At 72.9% G+C, this 22,125-nt stretch carries 21 protein-coding genes and 1 riboswitch; of the genes, 7 read left to right on the top strand and 14 right to left on the bottom strand.

From position 1 onward, the window contains the following. Positions 1-29: 29 nt before the first annotated feature. From AC067A_RS20350 to AC067A_RS20310, 9 genes are all read right to left on the bottom strand, one after another. Complete coding sequence (locus AC067A_RS20350; protein ID WP_479243870.1) at positions 30-1,328, bottom strand: class I SAM-dependent methyltransferase; 1,299 nt, start codon at positions 1,326-1,328, stop codon at positions 30-32. A gap of 196 nt (positions 1,329-1,524) precedes the next feature. Next, positions 1,525-2,910: an NAD(P)/FAD-dependent oxidoreductase gene (locus tag AC067A_RS20345; RefSeq protein WP_479243869.1), complete on the bottom strand. Its 1,386-nt coding sequence runs from the start codon at positions 2,908-2,910 to the stop codon at positions 1,525-1,527. 369 nt (positions 2,911-3,279) lie between these two features. Then, the gene (locus AC067A_RS20340) at positions 3,280-4,194 is read right to left on the bottom strand and encodes a Ppx/GppA phosphatase family protein (RefSeq protein WP_479243868.1); all 915 of its coding nucleotides are present in this window, start codon (positions 4,192-4,194) and stop codon (positions 3,280-3,282) included. Continuing rightward, positions 4,191-4,736 (bottom strand): DUF501 domain-containing protein, encoded by a 546-nt coding sequence (locus AC067A_RS20335; RefSeq protein WP_479243867.1) that lies wholly within the window; start codon positions 4,734-4,736, stop codon positions 4,191-4,193. The genes AC067A_RS20340 and AC067A_RS20335 overlap by 4 nt, the downstream gene beginning before the upstream one ends. A gap of 29 nt (positions 4,737-4,765) precedes the next feature. After that, positions 4,766-5,236: an FtsB family cell division protein gene (locus AC067A_RS20330; RefSeq protein WP_386249742.1), complete on the bottom strand. Its 471-nt coding sequence runs from the start codon at positions 5,234-5,236 to the stop codon at positions 4,766-4,768. 138 nt (positions 5,237-5,374) lie between these two features. After that, positions 5,375-6,661, bottom strand: coding sequence for a phosphopyruvate hydratase (eno, locus tag AC067A_RS20325; RefSeq protein WP_479243866.1), 1,287 nt, complete (start codon positions 6,659-6,661; stop codon positions 5,375-5,377). A 331-nt stretch (positions 6,662-6,992) separates the two neighbouring features. Next, entirely contained in the window at positions 6,993-7,694 is a 702-nt protein-coding gene (locus tag AC067A_RS20320; RefSeq protein WP_479243865.1) for a transglycosylase family protein, read from the bottom strand. 3 nt (positions 7,695-7,697) lie between these two features. Next, a riboswitch (cyclic di-AMP (ydaO/yuaA leader) is annotated at positions 7,698-7,871 on the bottom strand. A 258-nt stretch (positions 7,872-8,129) separates the two neighbouring features. Further along, positions 8,130-9,185 (bottom strand): transglycosylase family protein, encoded by a 1,056-nt coding sequence (locus AC067A_RS20315; RefSeq protein ID WP_479243864.1) that lies wholly within the window; start codon positions 9,183-9,185, stop codon positions 8,130-8,132. Between the two features lie 118 nt (positions 9,186-9,303). Continuing rightward, positions 9,304-10,563 carry a cytochrome P450 family protein gene (locus AC067A_RS20310; RefSeq protein ID WP_479243863.1) on the bottom strand — a complete coding sequence of 420 codons (1,260 nt, stop codon included), beginning with the start codon at positions 10,561-10,563 and terminating at the stop codon, positions 9,304-9,306. 88 nt (positions 10,564-10,651) lie between these two features. On the opposite strand from AC067A_RS20310, the gene AC067A_RS20305 reads away from it, so the two are divergent. Next, entirely contained in the window at positions 10,652-11,863 is a 1,212-nt protein-coding gene (locus AC067A_RS20305) for a globin domain-containing protein (RefSeq protein WP_479243862.1), read from the top strand. A gap of 204 nt (positions 11,864-12,067) precedes the next feature. On the opposite strand, the gene AC067A_RS20300 is transcribed toward AC067A_RS20305, so the two are convergent. From AC067A_RS20300 to AC067A_RS20290, 3 genes are all read right to left on the bottom strand, one after another. Further along, positions 12,068-13,027, bottom strand: coding sequence for a nucleoside triphosphate pyrophosphohydrolase (locus tag AC067A_RS20300; protein ID WP_479243861.1), 960 nt, complete (start codon positions 13,025-13,027; stop codon positions 12,068-12,070). A 19-nt stretch (positions 13,028-13,046) separates the two neighbouring features. Continuing rightward, positions 13,047-13,688 (bottom strand): SurA N-terminal domain-containing protein, encoded by a 642-nt coding sequence (locus tag AC067A_RS20295; RefSeq protein ID WP_479243860.1) that lies wholly within the window; start codon positions 13,686-13,688, stop codon positions 13,047-13,049. Positions 13,689-13,769: 81 nt separating this feature from the next. Further along, positions 13,770-14,753 (bottom strand): glycosyltransferase family 2 protein, encoded by a 984-nt coding sequence (locus AC067A_RS20290; protein ID WP_479243859.1) that lies wholly within the window; start codon positions 14,751-14,753, stop codon positions 13,770-13,772. 126 nt (positions 14,754-14,879) lie between these two features. Here AC067A_RS20290 and AC067A_RS20285 point away from each other — a divergent pair, with 126 nt between their 5' ends. Both AC067A_RS20285 and AC067A_RS20280 read left to right on the top strand, forming a co-directional pair. Further along, complete coding sequence (locus tag AC067A_RS20285; protein WP_479243858.1) at positions 14,880-17,186, top strand: YfhO family protein; 2,307 nt, start codon at positions 14,880-14,882, stop codon at positions 17,184-17,186. Between the two features lie 106 nt (positions 17,187-17,292). Further along, entirely contained in the window at positions 17,293-17,880 is a 588-nt protein-coding gene (locus AC067A_RS20280) for a hypothetical protein (RefSeq protein ID WP_479243857.1), read from the top strand. 132 nt (positions 17,881-18,012) lie between these two features. Here AC067A_RS20280 and AC067A_RS20275 read toward each other — a convergent pair whose 3' ends face one another. After that, the gene (locus AC067A_RS20275) at positions 18,013-18,543 is read right to left on the bottom strand and encodes a GNAT family N-acetyltransferase (protein WP_479243856.1); all 531 of its coding nucleotides are present in this window, start codon (positions 18,541-18,543) and stop codon (positions 18,013-18,015) included. 66 nt (positions 18,544-18,609) lie between these two features. Further along, a complete protein-coding gene (locus AC067A_RS20270) occupies positions 18,610-19,062 on the bottom strand; it encodes a helix-turn-helix domain-containing protein (RefSeq protein ID WP_479243918.1) in 453 nt (150 codons plus the stop codon). Positions 19,063-19,563: 501 nt separating this feature from the next. Here AC067A_RS20270 and AC067A_RS20265 point away from each other — a divergent pair. The 4 genes from AC067A_RS20265 to AC067A_RS20250 all read left to right on the top strand — a co-directional run bounded on the left by AC067A_RS20265 (position 19,564) and on the right by AC067A_RS20250 (position 22,112). Next, positions 19,564-19,935 (top strand): peptidase inhibitor family I36 protein, encoded by a 372-nt coding sequence (locus tag AC067A_RS20265; RefSeq protein ID WP_479243855.1) that lies wholly within the window; start codon positions 19,564-19,566, stop codon positions 19,933-19,935. Positions 19,936-19,938: 3 nt separating this feature from the next. Further along, positions 19,939-20,841, top strand: a complete 903-nt coding sequence (locus AC067A_RS20260) for a hypothetical protein (RefSeq protein WP_479243854.1) — start codon at positions 19,939-19,941, stop codon at positions 20,839-20,841. Positions 20,842-21,159: 318 nt separating this feature from the next. After that, the gene (locus AC067A_RS20255) at positions 21,160-21,531 is read left to right on the top strand and encodes a PadR family transcriptional regulator (RefSeq protein ID WP_479243853.1); all 372 of its coding nucleotides are present in this window, start codon (positions 21,160-21,162) and stop codon (positions 21,529-21,531) included. After that, positions 21,528-22,112: an HAAS signaling domain-containing protein gene (locus AC067A_RS20250; RefSeq protein ID WP_479243852.1), complete on the top strand. Its 585-nt coding sequence runs from the start codon at positions 21,528-21,530 to the stop codon at positions 22,110-22,112. Before AC067A_RS20255 ends, AC067A_RS20250 begins: the two co-directional genes overlap by 4 nt. Positions 22,113-22,125: the final 13 nt, after the last annotated feature.

The following is a 22,125-nucleotide window of genomic DNA, read 5'->3' as shown; positions in this document are numbered from 1 at the left end:
GGGGAGGCCGGCCCTTCGGCGTACGCGGGTCAGGCCCGCTCGTCCCAGACGCGCGGCCGCAGCGCCGTGCCGCTCTTCCCCGAGACCGGGGTCTTCACCGCGAGGAACTGGTTCACGCCGATCCGGTTGCGTTCGAAGGAGACGGCCGACGCGGCCATGTAGAGCCGCCAGATGCGGGCGCGGCCGGGCGAGGCGAGCCGGACCGCGCGGTCCCAGTCGCGCTCCAGGTTGGCCACCCAGCGGCGCAGGGTGAGGGCGTAGTGCTCCCGGATCGCCTCGACGTCCCGCACCTCGAAGCCGGCGTCCTCCAGGGTGGACAAGGTCCGTCCCATGGGCGCGAGTTCGCCGTCGGGGAAGACGTACGCGTCGATGAAGGGGTCGACCTCGTAGGCCGTCTCGTCGGGTTCCGGCCGGCGGGAGATCTGGTGGTTGAGGAGCCGCCCGCCGGGCTTGAGGAGCCCGTACAGCGTGTCGGCGTACTCCCGGTACCGCACCTCGCCCACGTGCTCGGCCATGCCGATCGAGGAGATCGCGTCGTACGGGCCGTCGGGCACGTCCCGGTAGTCCTGGACGCGGATCTCCACCCGGTCGGCGAGGCCCTCCTCGGCGATCCGCTTGCGCGCGAAGGCGGCCTGTTCCCGGGAGAGGGTGACGCCGACGACCCGGGCGCCGTACTCGCGGGCGGCGTGCAGGGCCATGGACCCCCAGCCGCACCCCACGTCGAGGAGCCGGGCGCCCTCCGTGAGGTTCAGCTTGCGGGCGATGAGGTCGAGCTTGTCGCGCTGGGCGTCCTCCAGGGTGCCGCCCTCGGTCCAGTAGGCGCACGAGTAGACCATCGAGGGGCCGAGGACCAGCGCGTAGAAGTCGTTGCCCACGTCGTAGTGGTGACTGATCGCCTGCTTGTCGCGGCGCCGGGTGTGCCGGCCGCCGCTGCGCCCGCGCACCTCCTCCGCCGGGGGCCGCGGCGGCGGCAGGGGGCCGGCGAGCCGCAGGAGGTCACGGGCGGCGGTGCGGAGCCTGGGATCGCGTACGGAGTCCAGCAGGCTCCTGGTCTGGTCCGGGCGCTCCCACAGGAGCCCCGAGAGGCGGTCCAGGGCCTCGTACAGGTCGCCCTCGACGTCGAGGTCCCCGGCCACCCAGGCGCGGGCCAGGCCCAGTTCGCCGGGCTTCCAGATCATTCTCCGCAGGGCGCGGCGGTCTCGGACGACCAGGACGGGGCCGCCGGCGGGGCCGGCCTCGCTGCCGTCCCAGGCTCGCAGTCGGACCGGGAGCGGTTCGCCGAGGAGCTCCTCGGCGAGGGTCGTCAGCCGCGACGCGGCGTCGGCCATGGTGCACACCTCCGTGATCTCGTGCCCCAGAAATGCTCGTGACCAAGGGAACACCGTCCGTAGGCGTTTGCAGTCCCGCCGCAGCGCAACGAGTCGGCAAAACACGCGAAGGGCCGTCCGCACCACGGATGGCGGACGGCCCTTTTACGGCCTTGCGTGTACTGCCGGTACTGCCGGTACTGCTGTGCTGCGGGTCTTACGAGGCCTTGGCCTTCTCCTGCGCCGGGGCGGCCGGCGCGGGGGCGGGCTTGGCGGCCTCGTAGAACTCCTCGCGCGGCGTCTCCATGGCGCCGAGCGAGACGACCTCGCGCTTGAGGAACATGCCGAGGGTCCAGTCGGCGAAGACGCGGATCTTGCGGTTGAAGGTCGGCATCGCCATGCCGTGGTAGCCACGGTGCATGTACCAGGCGAGACGGCCCTTGAGCTTGATCTTCACCTTGCCCACGACGATCATCGCGACGCCCTTGTGCAGACCGAGTCCGGCCACCGCGCCCTTGTTGGCGTGGCTGTACTCCTTCTGCGGGAAGCCGCGCATGCCGGCCACCACGTTGTCGCCGAGGACCTTGGCCTGGCGCAGGGCGTGCTGGGCGTTCGGCGGGCACCAGGCGCGCTCGGCCGGGACGCCGGCCTTGATCGCGGCCAGGTCCGGGACCTGGGCGTTGTCGCCCGCGGCCCAGGCGTAGTCGAGGCCGTTGATCTGGAGCTTCTCGTTGCAGTCCACGTGGCCGCGGGGGCCGAGCGGCAGACCGAAGCGGGAGAGCGCCGGGTTCGGCTTCACGCCGGCGGTCCAGACGATCGTGTTGGAGTCGACCTCGAGGCCGTTCTTCAGCACGACGTGGCCGTCGACGCAGGAGTCCATGGAGGTCTCGAGGTAGATCTCGATCCCGCGGGACTCCAGGTGCTCCTTGCCGTACAGGCCGAGCTTGGGGCCCACCTCGGGAAGGATCTTGTCGGCCGCGTCGACCAGGACGAAGCGCATGTCCTCGCGCGACACGTTCTGGTAGTACTTCGCGGCGTCGCGGGCCATGTCCTCGACCTCGCCGATCGTCTCGGCGCCGGCGAAGCCACCGCCGACGAAGACGAAGGTCAGCGCCTTGCGGCGGACCTCCTCATCGGTGGTCGAGTCGGCCTTGTCGAGCTGCTCGAGGACGTGGTTGCGCAGGCCGATGGCCTCCTCGATGCCCTTCATGCCGATGCCCTGCTCGGCGAGGCCGGGGATCGGGAAGGTGCGGGAGACCGCGCCCATGGCGATGACCAGGAAGTCGAACGGCAGCTCGTACGCCTCGCCGACGAGCGGCGCGATCGTGGCGACCTTGCGGTCCTGGTCGATGGTGGTGACCCGGCCGGTGAGCACCTCGGCTCCGCGGACGACGCGTCGCAACGGGACGACGACGTGACGCGGCGAGATGCTGCCGGCGGCGGCTTCGGGGAGGAAGGGCTGGTAGGTCATGTACGACCGCGGGTCGACGACCGTGACGGTCGCCTCCGCGTAGCGCATCTTCTTGAGGATGCGCCGAGCTGCGTACAGGCCTACGTACCCGCCGCCTACTACGAGGATCCTGGGACGCTCCGTGGTGCTCATGGCATCGAGTATCCACCCCCTCCGAGGGGGGTGCTCGTGCGCCCCTTCACAAGGTCTCGCCATACCTCTGCTACACTCCGCCGCCCACGTGATCCATGTCATGGTGCTGCAAAGGAACCGGGATGCAAGGGCGAACGTTGTTCACCCCTTGTGAACTGGCCCGGAGAGGGCCCGTTAACGCCGAACCACCGGGTGCGTTCACACGATGGAAACAGCGAGCGAAGTAGCCCCCGAACCTGCGAAAGGGCCCTGAGGCGCCCCCCGAAGGGGCTAAAGACCCCCCTCGGGCGCCATCAGGGCCCTTTTCCTTGTGAAGAACTTCACGAACTTTTCCGACGAGGTGTCGCCGGAAGGCTCGATAGGTGCCCGCTATGCCACGGATAGAGCGATCCCATCGAGGATGTCGTGCTCGCTGACGACGACCTCGCGGGCCCGCGCGCGCTCGACGATCTCCCGCAGGACGAGCGTCCCGGCGATGATCACGTCGACCCGGCCGGGGTGCATGACGGGGATCGCGGCGCGCTCGTCGTGGGTGGAGGCGAGGAGCCGGTCGGTCACCTCGGCGATCTGCTCGGCGGAGATCCGGGCGTGGTGGATCTTCGCCGAGTCGTACTCGGTGTGCCCGTGCACGATCCCGGCGACCGTGGTGACCGTGCCGGCGAGCCCGACGAGGACCTCGGCCGTGTCGATCGGCACGGTCTCGGCGGCCAGGTCGAGCGCGGCCCGCACGTCGGCGCGGATCGCCTCGACCTCCTCGGCGGTCGGCGGGTCGTGGCGGACGTGCCGCTCGGTGAGCCGGACGCAGCCGATGTCGACCGAGCGGGCGGCCTCGACCGACTTGTTGCCGAGGACGAACTCGGTGGAGCCGCCGCCGAGGTCGAAGACGAGGTACTTCTCCGGGCCGTGCAGCTCGCCGGTGGCGCCGGTGAAGGAGAACGCGGCCTCCTGGTCACCGGTGATCACCTCGGGCTCGACGCCCAGGATCTCCACGACCCCGTTCACGAACTCGTGGCGGTTCTCGGCGTCGCGGGAGGCGGAGGTGGCGACGAAGCGGACCCGCTCGGCGCCCAGTCCCCCGATGACCTCGGCGTACTCGCGGCAGGCCGCGAAGGTGCGCTCCAGGGCCTCCGGGGCGAGCCGGCCGGTCTTGTCGACGCCCTGCCCGAGGCGGACGATCTTCATCCGCCGGTCCAGCTCGACGAGGTCGCCCGTCTCCGGGTCGACGTCGGCGACGAGGAGGCGGATGGAGTTCGTACCGCAGTCGATTCCGGCGACCCGGGTCATTCCGCCGGCTCCTTCTCGTCCCTGTCGGCGCACGGGGTCACGCAGGCGCCCTTGGCCCACCACTCGGGCAGCATCGCGAGGGCCTCGTCGCCGAACGGGTTCACGCCCGGTCCCGCGACCAGCGAGTGGCCGACGAGGACGTGCAGGCACTTGACCCGGTCCGGCATGCCGCCGGCGCTGGGGAAGCCCTCGAGGACCTCGATGGCGTCGCGGCGCGCGAGGTAGTCCTCGTGCGCGGCCCGGTAGGCGGCGGCGAGCTCCGGGTCGGTGGCGAGCCGGGCCTGCATCTCCTTCATGACCCCGTTGGCCTCCAGGGTGCCGATGGCCGAGGCCGCCCGGGGGCAGGTCAGGTAGTACGTCGTCGGGAACGGGGTGCCGTCGGGGAGCCGGGGCGCGGTCTCGACGACGTCGGGGTTGCCGCACGGACAGCGGTGCGCGATGGCGCGCAGGCCGCGGGGCGGGCGGCCGAGCTGGAGCTCGAAGGCGGCGATGTCCCGCTCGGTGGGCTCGGTGCGTTCGGTCTGCGGAGGGGGCGTTTCCATGTCTGCCTTGCTCGTGTCGCGGAGGAGGGTCAGGGACGGTCGGCGTGGTCGACGCCGTCCCAGAGGTTGTCGTACCAGGGGCGGTCCGCCGCTCCCTGGTCGGCGCGGGGCCGCTGCTCCGCGTCGGGGTCGTTCACGGTGAAGCCGGTCTCGCCGGGGAGCACGTAGTGCAGGTGCTCGCGGGCGAGGCGGCGGACGTAGGCCGGGTCCTGGAGGCGGGCCTTCTCGTCCCGGAGTTCCTCGACCCGCCGGGCGGCCTCGGCGGCCTTGCGCTCCTGTTCGGCGATCTCGCCCTGCTGGGAGACGTAGCTCCGCATGGGATAGGCGAGGGCCACGACGAGGGAGCAGACGACGAGGGCGAGGAAGGCCGCGCGGCCGGTGAGCCGGGAGCGGCGGGCCTGACGGCGGGTCTGGGAGCGGTAGACACGGGCGGCGGTCTGCTCGCCGAGCAGTCTGATCCGGGTCGCGGTCGAGAACCGGTCCCGGTCCTTCGCGGCCATCTCGTGTCGCCTCCCCTGTTCACGCGTACGTCCCCGCACACGGTACGGGACCGAGTGCGGGGACGCTTCGCTTCGCTACGCCTTTGCTCCCTGTTCAATTCTCCGGACGCAAAGCACGGAGCCGCTCTTCGGAGAGGCTCAGCCCTTGAAGCGCGGGAAGGCGCTGCGGCCGGCGTAGACCGCGGCGTCGTCGAGGATCTCCTCGATGCGCAGCAGCTGGTTGTACTTGGCGACGCGGTCCGAGCGAGCCGGGGCGCCGGTCTTGATCTGACCGCAGTTCACGGCGACGGCGAGGTCGGCGATGGTGACGTCCTCGGTCTCGCCGGAGCGGTGGGACATCATGCACTTGAAGCCGTTGCGCTGGGCGAGCTCGACGGCGTCGAGGGTCTCGGTCAGCGAGCCGATCTGGTTGACCTTGACCAGGAGGGCGTTCGCGGTGCCCTCCTCGATGCCGCGGGCCAGGCGCTCCGGGTTGGTGACGAAGAGGTCGTCGCCGACGATCTGGACCTTGGTGCCCAGCTTGTCGGTGAGGACCTTCCAGCCCGCCCAGTCGTCCTCGAACAGCGGGTCCTCGATGGAGACCATCGGGTACGCGGAGACGAGCTCCTCGTAGTACTCGGTCATCTCGGCGGCCGAGCGGGACTTGCCCTCGAACTCGTAGACGCCGTCCTTGTAGAACTCGGACGCGGCGACGTCGAGCGCGAGCGCCACGTCGGTGCCCGGGGTGTAGCCGGCCTCCTTGATGGCCTCGACGATGAGGTCGAGGGCGGCGCGGTTCGACTCGAGGTTGGGGGCGAAGCCGCCCTCGTCGCCGAGACCGGTGGAGAGGCCCTTGCGCTTCAGCACGCCCTTGAGCGTGTGGTAGATCTCCGCACCCCAGCGAAGGGCCTCGGAGAAGGACTCCGCGCCGATCGGGGCGATCATGAACTCCTGGATGTCCACGTTGGAGTCGGCGTGCGACCCACCGTTGAGGATGTTCATCATCGGAACGGGCAGCAGGTGCGCGTTCGGGCCGCCGAGGTAGCGGAAGAGGGGGAGGTCGCTGGCCTCGGAGGCGGCGTGCGCGACGGCGAGGGAGACGCCGAGGATGGCGTTGGCGCCGAGCGAGCCCTTGTTCTCCGTGGCGTCCAGGTCGAACATGGCCTGGTCGATCAGGCGCTGCTCGGTGGCGTCGTAGCCGACGAGCTCCGGGCCGATCTGCTCGATGACGGCGAGGACGGCCTTCTCGACACCCTTGCCGAGGTAGCGGTTGGGGTCCCCGTCGCGAAGCTCGATGGCCTCGAAGGCACCGGTGGAGGCGCCGGACGGAACGGCAGCACGGCCGGTGCTGCCGTCGTCGAGGCCGACCTCGACCTCGACCGTGGGGTTGCCTCGGGAGTCCAGGATTTCCCGGGCTACGACGACGTCGATGGACGGCACGAGCATCTCCTTCTGGGATGTGACGCTGGAAGTGACGCAAGGTCGATGCAGGTCGCTTGGCCTTGCGGCAAGAGCCTAACCGCCCCGGGGGCTCCAGCCCGCCGGGCGCCCGCACCCTGGGACGAAAAAGGACCCAAGGGCATGCATCTGGGGACGAAGGGCCTCAGATCTACTGGACGGTAACCGCTAGGTGCCCCTTCTACGGGCGCCGGACGGGCCCCCTGCACGACGGAACCCCGCTCCGGCGCGCACGGGGGAGAGCGCGCCGGGCGGGGTGGTCACCGCGGGAGGGTCGTCGGGTCCGCGTGAGCCGCCGGACTCACGCGGGCCGCCGCACTCACTTCAGGTGGAGCTGCTGACCCACGTAGATGAGGTCGGCGTCGGCGACGACGTCCTTGTTCAGGTCGTAGAGGGTCGCCCAGCCGCCCTGGACGCCGTGCGCCTGGGCGATGGTGCCGAGCGTGTCGCCGGCCTTGACCCGGTACTCGCCGTCGCCCTGCTTGACCGTCGCGCCGGCCGGGGTGGTGACGGTCCGCTGGGCCGTGGCCTTCTTGGCGGAGGCGGCCTTCTTCGTGGCCGTGGCCTTCTTCGGGGCCTGGCGCTGCTCGCTGCGGGTGGTCGGCTTGGTGGCCGTGCGCTCGGGAGCCTCGGTGCCGCCGCTGTAGGCGGCGTTGGAGAGACCCACGCCGCAGCTCGGCCACGCGCCCTTGCCCTGGCCCGCGAGGACCTTCTCGGCGATGGCGATCTGCTGGGACTTCGACGCCTGGTTGGCGGTCGAGGCGTAGGCGGTGCCGCCGTACGCGGCCCAGGTGGAGGCCGAGAACTGCAGGCCGCCGTAGTAGCCGTTGCCGGTGTTGATGGACCAGTTGCCGCCGGACTCGCACTGGGCGACGCGGTCCCACTCGGAGGCCGTGGCGGCCGACGCGGTGCCCGCGGTCATCAGCGGGGCGGCGACGGCGACACCGGTGATGCCGACGAGCGTGGCGACCTGGGTGGCCTTGGAGGGACGACGATGTTTGCCCTTGCCGGAAAACAGCATGGAGATTCTCCTCACCGACGCCTGTGAGGTGAGCTGTCGGGTTCGGGCCGGAAAGTTGCCCGGCCGCGTGTCCTAGCACGCGGCTTCACCCCAAGCCGGTCATCGGCCGTCTGTCTCGACGGCCGGGACCGGCACTTACCTTGGGTCCCCCACTCCTGCCTTCGGCGCTTACGCGACGACTGTTCCCATCGGCCGACGGCAGGATTCGGCGTTTCGGTCGACGGGGCCCGCGGTGGCGAGCGGTTAAGACCGTAGACACAGACCCACCGGAAGTTCAAAGAGGCGCATTGCGGAAATACCGCCCCTACCTGCCCTCCGGTGGGGGGCGTTTGCGCAGGTGAGAGGTGACGGAGGCAAAGGTCACGGACAGGACACGCCAGTTGAGGCGAAGAGACCCATGTCTCACTTGCCCAGAACCGGACATACGGCCCTGAACTACCCGGCGGCCGTCGCCGGATCCGTCGTCAGCTCAAGGCTCTGACCAGGCAGGATCAGGTCCGGATCGGCGCCCACCGTCTGCCTGTTGGCGTCATAGAGGGCCGCCCAGCCTCCGGGCAGTTCGTTCGACTGCGCGATGTCGGACAGGCTGTCACCGGGCTGCACGGTGTACTCGGCCGAAGTGTCCTGACTGTCCGTTGTGCCCGAATCCACCACGCCGTCAGTCGACGGCGTGATGGTGGAGCTTTCGGCTGGCTTGTCCGTGGACGAGGCGTGTCGCCCGGATTCCGATGAAGTGCCCGGCTTGCCGGTTTCCTCCGGTGCGGCCTCGCCCCGGTGCTTGCCGGATCCGGGCGTGGCCGACGACACGTCACCCCCGGTCGCCCCGGGGGAAACAGGCATACCAGGCGTAACGGACGCATCGGGCGTGCCCGGGGTCGTCGACGTACCGGGCGTGGTGGGCGCGCCCGGGGTGACGGAGGCGTCCGGGGTCTCCGGAGCGGTGGGCGTGGTGGGCGCGGCGGGCGTCGGGGCGGCCATGGCCGTCCTCGGCGCCTGGGCGGCCCGGGAGGTGCCCGCGGAGCCCGCCGACAGGCCGTCGGTCCGGTTCGACTCGGCGACGGGCCCCGCGGGGGCCGCCGGGACGGCCGTCGGGCCCGGGTCGACGCCGGTGCCCTTGCCGTCGTTCGTCAGACCGGCGATCGGCGCACAGGTCGCCCACTCGGTGCTGCCCTTGGCAAGGGCCTTCTCGGCCACCGTGATCTGCTGGGCGCGGCTGGCCAGGTCGGGGCTGGGCGCGTACGCCAGGCCGCCGTTCCGCTCCCAGCTGTCCTGGGTGAACTGGAGCCCGCCGTACATCCCGTTGCCGAAGTTGGCGCTCCACTGGCCACCGGACTCGCACTCGGCGACGCGGTCCCAGGTGGAGGCGTCGGCGGCGGAGGCGGATCCCGTGGCGAGCAGCGGCAGCGCCATGGCGGAGCCGGTCACACCGGCGGCGACGACAAGAGCGGGGGCCTGACGGGGGCGACGGTGTCGTCCGTTCCCGGAACGCATAGAAGCGCCTTTCGCGTGACGGCTGAAGACTGCGGCGAAGGTAGCCGTATTCGAACGCTCGTCACAAGTCGGTGGACCCCCGATCACGTGAAGATCACAGTTTTGACGATCCGTCAGTTCATCGCGAGGGTCCGGAAGGGGAGAATTCCACCGGAAGTGTCCGCAATCCCCGCATGATGAGCCCACCGCGCCACCGGAGTTCGTCCGGGTCGACGGCAAGTCGCAGGTCCGGCAGGCGCGTCAGGAGGGTCGCCAGCGCCGTCTGTCCCTCCAGCCGGGCGAGCGGGGCGCCCAGGCAGTAGTGGATGCCGTGCCCGTACCCCAGGTGCTGGTTGTCGCGCCGGGTGAGGTCCAGGACGTCCGGTCCCGTGAACCGCTCCGGGTCCCGGTTGGCGGCGGCGAGCACGACGAGCACCGGGTCGCCCGCCGGGATCTCCTGCCCGCCGATGGTCAGCGCCCGCGTCGCGTACCGCCAGGTCGCCATCTCCACCGGCCCGTCGAACCGCAGCAGTTCCTCGACGCCCGTCTCCAGGAGCCCCGTCTCCCCCGCCGCGATCGAGGCCTGGAGCCGCTCGCGCTGCCCGAGGTGCCGCAGCAGCTGGTAGACCCCGTTGCCGATGAGGTTCACGGTGGTCTCGAAGCCGGCGAAGAGAATGATGAAGGCCATGGCGGCGGCCTCGTTCTCGGTGAGGTGCTCGCCGTGGTCGGAGGCCTTGATGAGCCCCGAGATGAGGTCCTCGCCGGACTCCTCGCGCTTCCGGTGGATCAGCTCCGCCAGGTAGCCGCGCATCTTCTTCACCGACCGCGCGACCCCGCCGCGCGGCCCGCCGCCGTGGCGGATCATCATCCCGGCCCAGTCCCGGAAGTCGTCCTGGTCCTCCGGCGGGACGCCGAGGAGGTCGCAGATCGCGTAGATCGGCAGCGGGAACGCGAACTCGTGGATGAGGTCGGCCGAACCCCGCTCCGCGAACGAGTCGATGAGCCGGTCGGTCAGCTCCTGCACGCGCGGCGCGAACTCCGCGACCCGGCGGGGGGTGAAGGCCTTCGACACCAGCCGTCGCAGCCGGGTGTGGTCCGGCGGGTCGATGTTGAGCAGATGGGTCATCAGCTCGGCCTTGCGCTCGCCGGGGATGCCCGTCTTCCCCTTCGCGTGCGGGGACTCGTCGTGGTGCGCGGGGTTCTTGGAGAGCCGCTGGTCGGCGAGGGCCTGCCGGGCGTCGGCGTACCGGGTCACCAGCCAGGCCTCCACCCCGCTGGGCAGTGTCGTCCGGTGCACGGGCGCGTGCTCCCGCAGCCAGGCGTAGGCGGGGTACGGATCGCTGGCGAACTCCCAGGTGAAGAGCTCGGGGGCGGGGGCGGGGCCGGGGGGCGTACTCACGTCACGACCGTACAGGGCGGCCCCCGTACCGCACGTTCGTGGAGAACCTGTGATCAAGGGGTACAGGTCGTGCCCTAGATTCGTGCCGGTGGATCCCCAGCTGCTCAGAGCGTCGTTCGCCGTCGTCGAGAGACGGGCCGAACAAGCCGTCACCTTCTTCTACTCACACCTGTTCTGGAACAACCCGGGTGTGCGCGAGCTGTTCCCCGAGGACATGCTCCCGCAGCGCGACCGGCTCTTCGCCGCGCTCACCCACGTGGTGACGCACCTGGAGAACCCCGGCCTCGGCCCCTATCTGGGGCAGCTGGGCCGCGACCACCGCAAGTTCCTGGCCTCCCCCGCGCTGTACGCCGCCGTCGGCGAGAGCCTCCTCGCCGCCTTCGCGCACGCCGCCGGCTCCGCCTGGACGGTGGACGCCGAGAAGGCCTGGACCGAGGCGTACGGGCTGGTCTCCGAGCTGATGCTGGCCGGCGCCGACGAGGCGGCCGCGGCCGGCGAGCCGTCCTGGTGGGACGCGGACGTCGTCCGCCACGAGCGGTACGGCGACGACCTGGCCGTCCTCACCCTCCGCCCCCGCCGGCCCCTGCCGTACCTCCCCGGCCAGTACGTCAGCGTCAGCTCGCTGCGCGTCCCCCGCGTCTGGCGCACCTACTCGCTCGCCAACGCGCCCCGCCCGGACGGCACGGTCGACCTGCACGTGAGCCGCGTCCCGGGCGGCGCGATGAGCACGGCGCTCGTCGCCGAGACCGGACCGGGCGAGGTCCTGCGGCTCAGCGCCCCCGGCGGCGGCCTCACCGCCCGGACGGCGCCGGGCGGACTGCGCACCTACCTGTGCGCCGGTACGGGCTGGGCGCCGGTGAAGGCCCTCCTGGAGGAGGCCGCCGTCGCCGAGCCGGCACTCGAGGGCCGGCTGTTCGTCGTGGCCCGCGCCAAGGAGTACCTCTACGCGCGTGCGGAGGCCGAACTCCTGAAGGAACGCCTCCCCGGCCTGAACGTCACCTACATCACGCCCGCGCCCCGCCGGCGCCGCGACCAGGCGACCGAGCGGCTGCTCCAGGCCCTGCGGGCCTGCGTCCACTGGCCGGCCCACGACGTGTACCTCGCCGGCCCGCCCGCCTTCGTGACCGAGGTCTCCGAGCTGCTCGAAGAGCTCGGCACCGACCCGGCCCGCACGCACCACGACACCCTGCCGCCGGTGGGCCGCTTCACCACCCGCCCCCACACCGCCGCCGAACGCCTCCTCGGCCCGCCCGCCCCGCTCTGGCACAACCCGGACGCCCGCGCCCCGCGCGACGCCTGAACCGGAGCTCAGCTCCTGGCGCGCGTGCGCCGCACCGCGCACCACGCCGGCTCCACGGCCATCAGCAGCGCGCACGGCGCGAAGACGATCCGCAGCCACGCGGAGCGCCGTCGCCCGCCGGCTCCCAGCCGAAGAACAGCGGCATCAGGGCCGTCAGGCCCGGCGCCCCGGCGGCACTCGGCCTCCGCCGGCGCGGCGCCCCGGTCACAGCCCCTCCGCCGCGCGGATCGCCTCGCGGTACGTCCGCGCGGCCGCCCGCAGCGCGGCCTCCGGGTCGACGCCGGACGCCTCGGCCCGGGCGGCGAGGGCGAGCAGCTCGTACCCGATGCCCTCGCCCGCCGGGAGTTCCACCGCGAGACCGGCCGTCCGCACCCGGCCCGCCAGCTTGGCGGCGAGCGCGAGGCCCGGCTGGCCGAGGGGGACGCCGTCGGTGACGGACTCGCGCTGCTTCTCGATCGCCTTGGTGCGCAGCCAGTGCGCCTTGACCTCCTCGGGGGTCTCGGCGGTCGCGTCCCCGAAGACGTGCGGGTGGCGGTGGACCAGCTTCTCGACGAGCGTCGCGGCGACGTCGTCGACGGAGAACGGCTCCTCCGGGTCCTCCTCGGCGATCCGGGCGTGGAAGACGACCTGGAGGAGGACGTCGCCGAGCTCCTCGCGCAGTGCGTCCCGGTCGCCGTCCTCGATCGCCTCGACGAGTTCGTACGCCTCCTCGATGCCGTACTTGGCGAGGCCCTTGTGGGTCTGCTGCGAGGACCACGGGCAGGCGCGCCGGATGCGGTCCATGATCTGCACCAGGTCGAGCAGGCGGGCGCCGGGCAGGTCGTACGAGCCGGGCAGTAGTTCCAGGTCGGGCATCGCGTACCGGCCGGAGCCGGCGAGCCGGGCGAGGCCGTCGGTGAGCGCGCGGTCGCCCTCGCCGGAGGGCAGCAGCAGGACCGTCCGGCCCCCGGCACAGGCCGCCACGAGCTCCTCCGCGGTCGGCCGGACGTGCTCGACGGCGACGCCGGCCTCCCGCAGGTACGGCAGCTGGGGGTGGTCCTCGTCGGGGCAGAGCACCCGGTCGGCACCGTGCAGCGCCTGCCAGGCGGGCCAGGAGAGGATTCCGGGCGCCACACGGTGGCTGGCGGTGAGCAGGACGATGCGGCCGGGGCTCTCAGAAGTCACCCCTCGAACCTACCTAACGTCAGGCGCCGGCCTGGACGGCCGGGTCCTGGCCGATCTTCCGGAGCCAGGGCGTGGTGGCGGCGGTCAGCCCGCCGCGCTCGGAGTCCCAGGCGCCGTAGCGCGGGTTCACGTCGATGGCGAGGGCCTTGGAGGCGGCCGAGTAGACGTCGGTCCGCTTCTTCTGGCCCTCGGCGCTGTCGGTGAAGCCCAGCTTGTCGGCGATCTTGAGCATGAGGACCTCGTGGCGGACGAAGTCGTCGATCTGGTCGGGCGCCACGCCCCGCTGCTGGAGCAGGATGGCCTCGAACCGCTCCTCGCCGCCGTTCTCGCGGGTGTAGGCGGTGCGGGTCTGCTGGATCTCCGCCCGGCTGGCGGTGACGCCGTTGTCACGGGCGACCTTCTCGACGATCCGGTCGATGATCATGGCGTTGAGTTTCTGCCGGCCGAGGTCGCCCGTGGCCTTGAGCAGTTCTGCGGACTGCTCGGAGGAGGCCTGCGCGGCGCGCACGTCCTTCACCTGTGCCTGGAGGCTCGAGACCTCGATCCGTTCGCCGCCGACGACGGCCGCCGCTCCTGGATGGGCGTCACTGCCGCAGGCGGTGAGCAGGGGGGCCGCGGCGAGGAGCGCGGCGGAGACGGTGAGCGCAGTGCGGCGGTGCAAAGGAGCCTCCCGGGCTGGTCGTGCGTCACGTGGAACGACCTTGCGGTGATCGATGGTAGGGAGTCGCCGGGGCCGGAGCCACTACTTCGGTGCGACTGTTTCCCACAACGACTCACCCGTCACCCGGGTGTCGGCCGGTTCCCCACCGCCACTCGTCTCCTTCAGGAGGTAGTGCGGCCTCCGCTTCACCTCGTAGTAGATGCGGCCCACGTACTCGCCGATCAGTCCGACCATGACCATCTGGACGCCGGCGAGGGCGGTGACGGCGACGAGCAGGGTGACGTAGCCGGGGGTGTCGACGCCGTGGGCGAGGGCGTCGCCGACGATCCAGGCCGCGTAGCCGAGGGCGACGACGAGGAGGAGGAGCCCGAGGTGGACGGCGGCCCTGAGCGGCTTGTTGTTGAAGGAGAGGAGGCCGTCGAGCCCGTAGTTGAGGAGCTTGCCGAAGGTCCACTGGGAGCGGCCCTGCTCGCGGACGGCGTTCTCGTACGCGAAGGTCGTGGTGCGGAAGCCGACCCAGGAGAACAGTCCCTTGCTGAAGCGGTTGTACTCGCCGAGGCCGAGGACCGCGTCGACGGTACGGCGGGACAGCAGCCGGAAGTCGCCGACGCCGTCCACCAGCTCGACGTCGACGAGCCGGTTGATCGCCCGGTAGTAGAGGCGGGCGGTCAGGGTCCGGGTGACGCGGTCGCCGTCGCGGGTGCGGCGGGCGACGACCTGGTCGTATCCCTCCGCGTGCAGGGCGATCATGCGGTGCACCAGCTCGGGCGGGTGCTGGAGGTCGGCGTCCATGATCACGACGGCGTCGCCGGTCGCGTGCCGGAGGCCGGCGAGCATGGCGGCCTCCTTGCCGAAGTTGCGGCTGAAGGAGACGTAGCGGACCCGGCGCGGATCGCCCGCGGCGAGCCCCCTCAGGAGCGGGAGGGTTCCGTCGCGGCTTCCGTCGTCCACGTACACGATCTCGAACTCGCCTGCCAGTCTGGCGAGTTCGGCGGTGACGTGGTCGTGGAAGCGGGCGAGGACGTCCTCCTCGTTGAAGCAGGGGACGACGATCGAGAGCAGCACGCGGACCACGACAACGGACCGCGGTGTCCCGGCCGGTCCGCGCGCGTGGCGGGCAGAAGGCCATCGCGTGAACTGGCCCTCCGAACCCCGTCCTCGCTCCCGGGGCGCTGCCATATTCGACTCGTCATGCCGAACGCCAAGCGCCCCTGTCCGCTCGCCGCCCTCCTCGCCGCCGTCGCCGTCTGCAGCGGGGACGCCGTCGCCCGGGTCTTCCCCTTCGGCCCGCGCCACCGGGCCGTCAACGACCTCGCCAACCAGTTCGTGCCGTTCCACGCCCACCTGTGGGACCTCCTCCACGGCCGGGCGGACGGCGGACCGCTGCTCGACTGGCAGGCGGGCTGGGGCACGAGCTTCCTCCCCGACTACGGCACCTACCTGTCGAGCCCCCTCGCCCCGCTGGTGGCGCTGTTCCCGCGCGCCGGCATCGAGTACGCGGTGTACGCCCTCACCGTCCTGAAGACGGCGCTGGCGGCGGCCGCGATGACGTTCCTGCTGCGCCGCCTCGGGCCGGGCGCCCGGTGGTGGGCGTCCGTCCTCGGCGCCTCGTACGCGCTGTGCGGCTGGTCGCTCGCCGAGGGCACGTACAACCCGATGTGGCTGGACGGCCTGATCGCCTTCCCGCTGCTCTGTCTCGTGGGCGAGTGGGTCCGGGAGGGGCGCAGGCCGGTCCTCGGGCCGCTCGTGGTGGCCGCCTGCTGGTTCGCGAACTTCTACACGGCGTACATGGCGACCCTGGGCGCGGCCCTGGTGCTCCTGGTGCGCCTCGCGGTGACGGACTCCCTCCGGGTGCGGACCCTTGCCCGGGCGGCGCTCACGACCGGGCTGGGGATCGGCCTCGCCGCCCCCGTCCTCGTCCCCGTCCTCCTCGGCTCCCGGCAGGCCCACCCGGGTGTCGTCCGGGACTTCGCCCCTGCGGACGGCACCGACGTGCTGGCCCGCCTGCTCCCGGTGACGTACGGCTTCGCGACCCCCGCGGCCTTCGTGTGCACGGCCGTCCCGCTGCTCGCGGGGGCACTGCTGTTCCGGCGGGACGCGCTGGGCCGGGAGCGGTGGGCGTGGGGAGCCCTGTGCGCGGCGGTGGCCCTGTCGATGCAGTGGGGCCCGACCCATCTCGTCTGGCACGTCTTCGCCACCCCGAACGGCAGCCCGTACCGCCAGACCTTCGTCCTGTCCGGCGTCCTCGTCCTCGCCGCCTGGACGGGCCTGGCCCGTGGCCGCCCGGACCGCCGGGCACTGCTCGGCGGAGCGGCGGTCGTCCTCGCCCTCACTGCCGGGGCCCTGCCGAGCCCCCTCCTCACCCCGTGGTCCCTGCTGCTCGCCGGGGCGGGCCTGGCGGCGGTCGCGGGCGCGCTGCTGCTGCCCCGCCGGGGCCGGTACGGGCTCCTCGCCGCACTCCTCGTCACCGGGACCCTGCTGGGCCAGGCCGCGGCGACGACGGCGTACGCCGACCGGGAGCGGCCGGCCCGGCTCGACGACTATCCGCCGTGGGGCCCGGAGCACGAGCGGCGGGCGGCGGCGCTCGCGGCGGCCGACGGCTGGCCCGCGTACCGCACGGACTCCGGTCTGCCCCGGATCGCGGGCAACGACCCGCTGCTCCTCGGCGGTCAGGGCGCCGCGTACTACAGCAGCCACACCCCCGCCGTCCTCACCCGCACCCTGGCCGCGCTCGGCGGCGGCTGGACCTCCCGCGGCCGGAACCTGCAGAGCCTGGACAACCCCGTGACGGACGCCCTGTTCGGCGTCGGGGCGCGCTGGCGCGGCGGCGCCGTCGTCCGTACGGACACCCGCCTGCCGCTGGTGACGGTACGGCCCCCGGGCCCGCCCCCGGCCTACGGCCCGTCGCCCTTCCGCAACCAGGAACTCCTGCTCGGCTCCCGGGTGTACGAGGCTCCGCGCGCGGGCGCGTGCCGGGCCGGCACGGAGGCCTTCCTCTGGGCCCCCGACGCCACCGGCACGGCCCGCCTCGGCGACCGCCCGCCGGTCCACCTCCTCGGCGGCGGCCCCGGACGCCGCGCGGCCCTGACGTCCCTCGGCGTCCAGCCGGCCCCCGGCCTGAGACCGGCCCTCCCCGGCCCCGGCGAACTCGGCTGCCTCGACCACGACCGCCTCCGCGCGGCCGTCACCGCGCTCCGCGCCCGCGCCGCGACCTCCGTCCACGTCACCCCGGACGGCATCCGCGCCACCCTCCCGGCGGGCGACGGCGGCACAGCACTCATCGCCACCCCCCACATCGCGGGCTGGCGCTGCGCGGGCACCCATCCGGTCTCCTACGGCGGCCTCCTCGCCGTCCCCCTCCGCGCCGGCCGCCCCACGGAGATCTCCTGCGCGTTCCGGCCCCCGGGCCTGTGGCCGGGTCTGGCCCTGGGGGCGGCGGCGGCCGCCACTCTCCTCGTCACACTCCCGGGCCGCCGGAAGCACCCCCTACCCGGGTAGGGGGCCGGACTTGGCACCGTGGTGGGAGGTGGTCGACGCGGCCGGCTTCCTACCCTTCCTGACGTCGGCGTCGGGCCGAGGGACGGACGGGACAAGGAGACGGGCCATGTCATTCACCGCTGGGCGCCGCACGGACGAGCACACGCCGAAGGCCGGGGCCGGGGGCGCACGCGCACGGTTCGCGCGCCGGGTCGGGTACGCCGCCGCGCTGCTGCCGGCGGCGATCCTCACGGTCGGCGCGGTGGCCGTGGGGCGTACGGACCGGGCACGCGACTGGTGGGCCCGGGCCGCCGAGCCGGCCCCGGCGGCCGGAGCCCCGGGCCGCCGCCCCGGACCCGCGCGCCTCCTGGGCCATGCGCTGGTGTCCGTACCCCTCGGACTGCTCGCGCTGATCCCCGTGGGGATGGAGATCCTCTTCGTCCTCCGGGGCGTCCTCTACCCGCTGGTCGAACAGGGCCCCTACGACCATTCCTGGGGCGGGCCGACGATGGCCGGGGCGTGGGCGGCGCACTTCGCCCTCTCCGTACCGCTCGCCGCCGCCGCGCTCGGCGCCCTGTGGCTCCTGGACCGGCTGCACTCCCGCCTGGCCGGCGGAATGTGGGGCCACCGGGTCGGGACGTGGCCCGTCCTCGTGACACCAGTGGCGTTCGCCGCCGGCACGGTGCTGGTCATCGCCTGGACGCACCAGCTGTGACGGGATGACGGGGCGCACCGGGTGTGACGGAGTACGGCGTGTGGCGCCGTGACGGAGTACGGGGGCAGGTCCACGGCCGCCCGGGCGAGTACGGCGGCGGGTCCACGGCCGCGCGGGCGGCGACGGCGGGAGCTACGACCGCGTCGGCGGGGTGAGGCGCCAGCGCACCTCGCCGTCGTGACGTTCCTCCGTGGGGGCGAGACCGGCCGCGCGGGCGACGGCGGCGGAGGCGGTGTGGTCGGGGTGGATGTGGGCGACGACGGTCCGGACGCCCCGGTGCACCAGCGCCGCGACGAGCGCTTCGGCGGCCTCGCGGGCGATTCCCCGCCCCTGCCATCGCGTCCCCGTCACCCAGGCGACCTCGGCCGTGCGCCCGCCGTCGGTGACCGTGGCCTGCACGGTCCCGGTGAGGCGGTCCTCGGCGCGGAGCCGTACGACCCAGTTGCACCAGAGGACCGCCGGGTCGGGTGACCCGGCGACCAGCCGTTCGTACCGGGCGCGCAGTTCGGGCTCGGGCAGCGGTTCGCCGCCGGTGAAGGCGTGCAGTGCGGGGTCGGCGAGGACCCGGGCCATCTCGCCGGCGTGCGCGACGGCGAGGGGGACGAGGTCGAGGCGTCCGGTCGCCACCGTGACGGCCCCGATGCCGTGCCGTTCCGTGCTCACGCCTCGTTCTGCCTCCGCGCTCACGCGCCCCCCGTTCCCCCGCGCACGCGCTGCCCGCCTCCGGACTCACGCGTGGAGGTCCCAGACCCCTTGGTCGTCGTACCCGGTCATTGTCGTCCCTCCCCCGTCTTCCCGAAGCACCTGTGGACAGCCACGAGCCCAGGAACGCGCCGCCCGTCCCGCTGTGCGCTCGGCGCGGGCGTCCTTGACGCTCAGCGCGCGGAACTCGGTGGGGCTGAGTCCGTACGCCCCCCGGAAGGCGCGGCTGAAGACCGCCGGGCCGCTGAAGCCCCAGCGCGCGGCGACGGCCTGCACGGGACGGCCGAGGAGTTCGGGGCGGGCGAGGTCGTCGCGGCACCGCTCCAGGCGGCGGCGCCGGATGCGGGCCTGGACGGTCTCGCCGTCGCCGTGCTCCCGGAAGAGCTGGTGGAGGGTGCGGACGGAGACGTGGTGGCCGGCGGCGACGGCGGCCGGGGCGAGGTCGGGGTCGCCGAGATGGGTCTCGACGAAGGCGTGGATCCGCCGGATCAGCGCCCGCGCCTCGGAGGGGAGCTGGTCCTCGGCGTCGAGGTTCTGGGCGAGGCAGGCGGGGCGAGAAGGCGAACCGTGAGACGCGGACGGCCCGGAGGTCCAGCACCGCCGCCTCGCCCTGGAAGTCGGCGGGCCGCTCGGCGCTGAGCGCGGTGGGCATCACCTCCCGCGTGACCAGGTCCGCGAACCAGTCGAACCGCTCCCACGCCGGCAGCTCCCCTGCCGAGACCGCTGACCACATCGCGCACCCCCGTCGATCTTGGTGTCGGCGGCCAGGACGCAGCGGCGCGAACGCGTTGGTCGCCGGGTTCCGCGGACGGCGTGGCGCGCCGGCGACCTCGTCGCGCAACGCCCGGAACACCCCCGGACCTGCGCTTCAACGACCCTGTGTTGAGCGGCCGTTGAGCGGCACTTGAGGTTCCGTTGACCGCCCCTGACAGGTTCGTGCCGCACCGGAAAACCCGGTCCCTGAGAAACGGAGAGCACCTCGTGAACTTCAAGCGATCCCTCGCGGCCCTCGGCATGGCGGCCGGCGTCGCCCTCGGCGCGGCGGCCGTCGCCCCCGCCGCCCACGCGGCCCCGGCGGGCTGTGCCGGCGGCGGTCTGTGCGTGTACTGGCAGGCCGACTACCAGGGCGCCGTGCAGACGGTCTACCAGGACAACGAGGACCTGAGCGGGTACACCAACTTCAAGTACGCCCTCAACGGCTCGGCCTTCAACAACGGCAACAGCTGCAACGTCGTGGTCTGGAAGTCCACCGGCTACCAGGGCCAGGGCTGGATCCTGTACCGGGGCACCGGCTGGAACCGGATCGGCGACAACCTGAGCACCATCGGCTCCAACAAGTGGTGCACGGTCTGATCGATGACCTCCGGAAGTCGCACCGCCGCCGTGGCGCTGCTTCTGGGTCTCGGTGCCGCCGGATGCTCGACGTCCGGCGGCACCGCCGCACCCGGCCCCGCGCCACTCCCCGCACCCCGCCCCTTCCAGGGCGTCACCCACTACCCCGGGTCGCAGCTCACGGCCCTGCGCGCGGCGGAGGAGGACCTCGTCGCCGCCTGCATGAAACGGCGCGGGTTCACGTACCACCCCCAGCCCCTGCCCACCGGGAACCACCTGGCCGACACCAACCCGTACGGACTGCTCACCGTCGCCCAGGCGATGAACGACGGCTACGGCATCACGAGCACCACGCTGTCGATGCGACCGCCGACAGACGCCAACGCCGCCGAGGCCGCGAACACCCGCTGGAAGGACGCCCTGCTCGGCACCCCCGCCCACCGGGTGAACCTGGCGATGCCCCTGGAGCGCGAGTTCTTCTACCAGGCCGACTCCTGCGTCAGCGACGCCGTGTCCCGCCTCTACGGGCCTGACTACTACGAGCTCTTCAACACCTTCCAGGTCCTGGGCGACGCGGTCGTCGAGAAGGTCAGGACCGACCGCCGCTACCTCGCCGCGCAGGATTCCTGGAGCGCCTGCATGAAGAAGGCGGGGACGGCGGCGAAGACCTTCGGCGACCCGCGGTCCACGGTCGACCGACAGCTCCGCCAGGCCGGCCGGGACCAGGCCGGGCTCCACGCCGTCGCCGGCGTCGAGCTGAAACTCTCCAGGGCCGACGCCGACTGCCAGGCCGCCACCGGCCTCACCGCCGTCGTCACGGCGGCCCAGGCCGACGCCGAGAAGACCCTCGGCGCGGGCTACGCCGACGAGCTCGCCACTCTCCGCGGCATGCGGGAACGGGCCCTCGCGACAGCGGGCGCCCGGTAGGAGCGGCCCCGGGCCGGGCCCTCTCCGGGCCGTCCCGGGGCCGAGCCCGTCGCTCCTCCGGCCGCCTCGGGGCAAGACCCGTCGCCCTTCCGGCCATCTCGACGTCAAGCCCGTCGCCCCTTCCGGCCATCCGGAGTCGAACCCTCCGGTCGGTTCGGGGTCGCCCCCCTCGATCCCTCACCCCCGCAGCCGAGTCGAGCCCCTCCCCGCCGGTCCGGCCGGATGACTTCCCCCTCCGGCCGGGTCGGGGCTGGGGCTCGTGGTGTCGTGCGCGGTCGTCCGTTGATCGGCGGCCCCGTCGGGGGTATCTTGCATTACATGGTTCCTGGCGAAGCAAGATCCGAGGCGACCGGGAAGGTCGCCAGCCAGCTGCGCAAGGGTGTGCTGGAGTACTGCGTCCTCGCCCTGCTGCGCGACGGCCCCCGCTACGGCGTCGAGATCCTCGACGAGCTGGCCGCCGTCAGCGTCATGACGACCAGCCAGGGAACGATCTACCCCCTGCTGTCCCGGCTGCGCCGCGACGGACTCGTCGACACCGAGCTGCGCGAGTCCGCCACCGGCCCCGCCCGCCGCTACTACACCCTCACCGCGCCCGGCAGGACCGCGCTCACCGAGTTCGCCGAGAGCTGGCCGCGCTTCCGCGACGGCGTCGACCACTTCCTGACCGCATCCCACGGAGGCTCCGCATGACCGGCACCGAACACCCCCTCGTGACCGACTACCTGACGACGATCGGGCGCGAGGCGTCCTTCCTCCCCGCCGGGCGCCGCGAGGAACTCCTCGCCGACCTGCGCGAACACCTCGCCGTCGCCGTCGGCGACGAGCAGGACCCGGAGGCCGTCCGCGCCGCCCTCGAACGGCTCGGCACCCCCTCCGCCATCGTCGCCGCCGCCCGCGCGGAGGAGCCCGAGACCCTGGTGACGCCCGCCGCGCCCGCCGCGCCCGAGGCGCCGTCCCGGTCGTCGCGGACCGTCGCCACCGCCGTCCTCCTCGGCGTCAGCGGGGTCGCCGCCCTCACCTCCGCGTTCGCCGGTCTGGTCGCCCTCGCGGCGGGCCTCGGGCTGCTGTGGACCTCCCCCGTGTGGGACCGGCGCACCAAGGTCCTCGCCACCGCGCTCGCCCTCGCGACGCCGGTCGTGGCCACCCTGGGCGCGTTCCTCCTGGCCGCCCGTGTCGGCCCGGCGGAACTGCTCGTCCTCCTCGGCGTGGCCGTCGCCCTTCCCGCCACGGCAGCCGTACGCCTGCTCCGCACCCGCCCTCAGGCCGCCTGACCAGGCCCGGAAC

Source organism: Streptomyces sp. NPDC043176, assembly GCF_056436715.1.
The sequence above is the reverse complement of the archived record's forward strand: the minus strand, read 5'-3'. Positions and strand labels throughout refer to the sequence as shown.